Below are 559 nucleotides of genomic sequence, written 5' to 3'. Positions count from 1 at the left end.
GCGGACGAGCCGCCAAATCACGATCAATGCGTTTCACCAGCCCGCACAGCACCTTGCCTGGACCACACTCATAGAGATGCCCAGCACCCTGCTCTTTCAGTGCCTGGATGGTTTCCACCCAGCGTACCGGCGAATAGAGCTGGCGAATCAACGCATCACGAATTTTCTCCGGATCCGTTTCCATGGCCACGTCCACATTGTTGATCACGGGCATTTCCGCCGCATGAAAACGCGTGCCGCTCAAGGTCTCGGCCAGCTGTTCCGCCGCCGGTTTCATCAACGCGCAGTGAGATGGCACGCTCACCGGCAGCGCCATGGCGCGCTTGGCTCCAGCCGCTTTACAGGCCGCAATAGCTCGCTCGACCGCGTCCGCAGAACCCGCAATCACCACCTGACCGGGGGCATTGAAATTGACTGCCTCGACCACGCCGCCCTGTGCAGCCTGCGCACAGGCAGAACGGACCTGTTCATCATCCAGGCCCAGGATGGCGGCCATGCTGCCCTCACCCTGCCCTACGGCCTGCTGCATCAGCTGGCCACGGGTGCGAACCAACCGCAC

At 62.3% G+C, this 559-nt stretch carries 1 protein-coding gene; it reads right to left on the bottom strand.

The genetic code is table 11. The features are described from left to right. Positions 1 to 559: ACP S-malonyltransferase (locus tag A3730_RS19695; RefSeq protein WP_156501264.1), on the bottom strand; the 559-nt coding region annotated here is incomplete at both ends.

This window comes from Alcanivorax sp. HI0044, assembly GCF_001634945.1.
Note: the sequence above shows the minus strand (reverse complement) of the source record. Positions and strands in the feature narration are given on the sequence as shown.